Origin of the sequence: Albidovulum sp., from assembly GCF_049646345.1 — a bacterium.
Classification (GTDB): domain Bacteria; phylum Pseudomonadota; class Alphaproteobacteria; order Rhodobacterales; family Rhodobacteraceae; genus Albidovulum.
This window is the reverse complement of the sequence record NZ_JBARVQ010000214.1, coordinates 1-2,656: the sequence shown is the minus strand read 5'-3', so window position 1 is coordinate 2,656 and position 2,656 is coordinate 1. Positions and strand designations below refer to the sequence as shown.

General features: G+C 56.0%; 2 protein-coding genes. One reads left to right on the top strand and one right to left on the bottom strand.

What is annotated here, in order from left to right:
- Positions 1–364 (top strand): (4Fe-4S)-binding protein (locus WBB85_RS05225; RefSeq protein WP_432637571.1); only part of this gene is annotated, 364 nt, incomplete at its 5' end.
- Positions 365–1,162: 798 nt separating this feature from the next.
- Here the strand turns inward: WBB85_RS05225 and WBB85_RS05220 are convergent.
- Positions 1,163–2,299, bottom strand: coding sequence for a Fic family protein (locus tag WBB85_RS05220; RefSeq protein ID WP_432637570.1), 1,137 nt, complete (start codon positions 2,297–2,299; stop codon positions 1,163–1,165).
- Positions 2,300–2,656 lie beyond the last annotated feature (357 nt).

Sequence of the window (2,656 nt, the reverse complement as noted above, 5' to 3'; positions counted from 1 at the left end):
GATCTGTTCACATGCCGCCGAATGTGGCCGGATCGCCCCCAACATTTTCAACCCGGGCCAGAAGCCCTGGGTTCAGCCCGACAAGGGCAGCCGCAATGAGGTTGAGTCAGTGATCGCGCATTGCCCTTCGGGGGCTCTGGCGCTGGCCATGGGCGATAGCGTTCTTCACCTTGTGGCCGACCGCGCCCGGATCGAGGTGGCACGGGACGGCCCCTATTATGTGCGCGAAGTCGAGATGACCGCCCCCCATCCCGGCGAAGGTGCATGCCGTCGGAAATACGTGCTCTGCCGCTGCGGAAAGTCCGGGATCAAACCCTATTGCGACGGCACGCACCGGGATGAAGGCTGGAAGAGCGCAGAGTAATCGACGCGTCTGCCCATGGGAACGCACCCAATCGACCCACGCCGTACCCGCCCAACAATCTGTCGCAGCTTTGTAGTAAGTCCTTCCGGCTGGGGTCATTTCAGAAGTCGAGCGTGTGTGCGTGTGTGTGGATGCATATGGACCCTGCCTGATTGCAACGGCCTGTTTGGCACTGGATCGGAAGTCGCGATTGCTGATGTATATCCGGCCTCTTAGGGCGGCCTGAAAGATTATCGCCACGAGCCCCGATGGATTTCCGCTTGCTTCTCCCTCATCGCCGATAAGGCATTGGTGCTGACCTTGGCGATCAACACATCAGATTCAAGAAACAACGGGTGTGATCCTTCTCCATCTCCTGGCAGATGTTGCAATATTTCTTTCAGCCCTCCCTGGCTTGGTCGACCGTTATCTGGCTCAGACGGTGTGTTCCCGGCCATATTCCTGATCGTGTGAGAGAAGCGACCAGACGAAGCGTTCGTGAAACGCCCTTTACTCATCCGTCATCAGGCCTCGTGCCAAGCTGATCTCCATAGCAGATACCAGCTTGAACCAAGATCAGCCCGCCATGTGAATCCCTTTTGTCAACTAGATCCAGATCAGCGCTTGGGTTACTGCTCCGGCACCAATATCTCCCGCTTGCCGACATGTTGGCGGCGGAAGCAGAGAAGGAGTTGGAGGGGATGCGTAAGTTCCGGGGTTTCCGGTTGGGGAAGTGAGGGTGGCAGTCGTAGGGCAAGGTTCTACCCCGCCGCTGGTCGAATAGTGGGGTGGAACCCCACCCTGCGCTTGCTGCTGCGCCTATGATGATTGCTCATTGCGTATGATGGAAATCAACGGCTCGAAACCGTAGATGGCAGGTCGTCGTCCAGCGCCCGGGACGATTTGCGACAGAATTCCGACTTCGCGTAGTTTTCGGCTCATGCTTGCGGCGACATGAGGTGGAATTCGATCGTGGCTGGTGAACTTGCTGTTCTTGAAACTGGGATTTGCGAACATGAAGTCGAGCGCTTCGATTGCCCATTCACTTTTGAGTTCCTCGCGGAAACGCAGTTTCATTTCATCGTACAGTTGGAAAATTCTTTGCGCGACCGAGATGTTTCGCTCGGCTTGGTTGCGAAGGCCATCGAGAAAAAAAATACACCATTCGGTCCATTCATCGTCGGATGAGACTCTGCGCATACCTTCTATGTAGTCGTCCCGGTACTGTTCGAAATAGGCGCTGACATAGAAATGCGGCTGCCGGATCAACCCTGACGTCCACAGCATGAGGGTGATCAGCATTCGGCCTATGCGGCCATTCCCGTCCTTGAAAGGATGCAGCGCCTCAAATTCAACATGTGCGATTGCAATCTTCAGCAGCTTGTTGAGCGGATCGTCACGCACGAAAGACATGAGATTTTGCATCCCTGAGGGTAGCGCCGCCGGGCTTATCGGAATGAAGGCAACGGACTGACGGCGACGCTCTCCGACATAGTTTTGTTCGGTTTTGTAAGCGCCGGGCGATTTCAATGCCCCTCGTCCGAATGACAACAATATCTGGTGCGCACTGCGTATCAGGTGTTCAGACAACGGCCTTCCGGCTTCGATGTCGCGCTGAATGCGCTGCATTGCCCGAGTGTAGAGAAATGTTTCGACTGCTTCGCTGCGGGCGCTTCGGAATGCGACATCCTGATCGGAGTCGCCCTCTGCTTCGATCCGCAACACCTCATCCAAGGTCGAGATCGTCCCCTCCATGCGCGACGATACAACAGCTTCCTGATTTCGCAATGGAGCGAGGAGGATTTCGCTGTTGTGCATTGCAGCCAGCATTTGATCGTAGCGTGCAATTGCCGCGCTGGTCTCACTTACTGGGTCGAGCAGCAGCGCAAGGTCGAGATTTCGGGGCGGAAACTTTCCATAGTGGTATTCAACAGCGCCATCGAGATGTCTTTCCATTCCTTGTCATACTCCAGCCGCCAATTCGAACACTGCAAGCCAGGATGTAGCAGGCAGAACTACTACAATCAATCTTGTTGTACTTGAAACGTAACCTCACCTACAACAATACACCTTGTCGCACTCGCAAACACATCAGTACCCGTTGTCGAAATTGGATGAGGCCTTCAACTATCTCAAACCGAACTGACACCGGCAGCGTCGGTACCCTCGGGAACGTACCGGCCTTCGTGATTTGGTCGGGCGGCTGGGCCGGGTGGCGGGGTGAACCCCGCCCTACTTAGTCTGAGGCGGGCGATCGAAGCGATGGCAGAAAAGTAGTGTCCCGCCCGGCGGCAACGCCGGGCAGCGCCCGAC

Bases quoted from the DNA above. Each gene is read 5' to 3' on its own strand.
- WBB85_RS05220 (WP_432637570.1), bottom strand. From the start codon at position 2,299: ATGGAAAGACATCTCGATGGCGCTGTTGAATACCACTATGGAAAGTTT.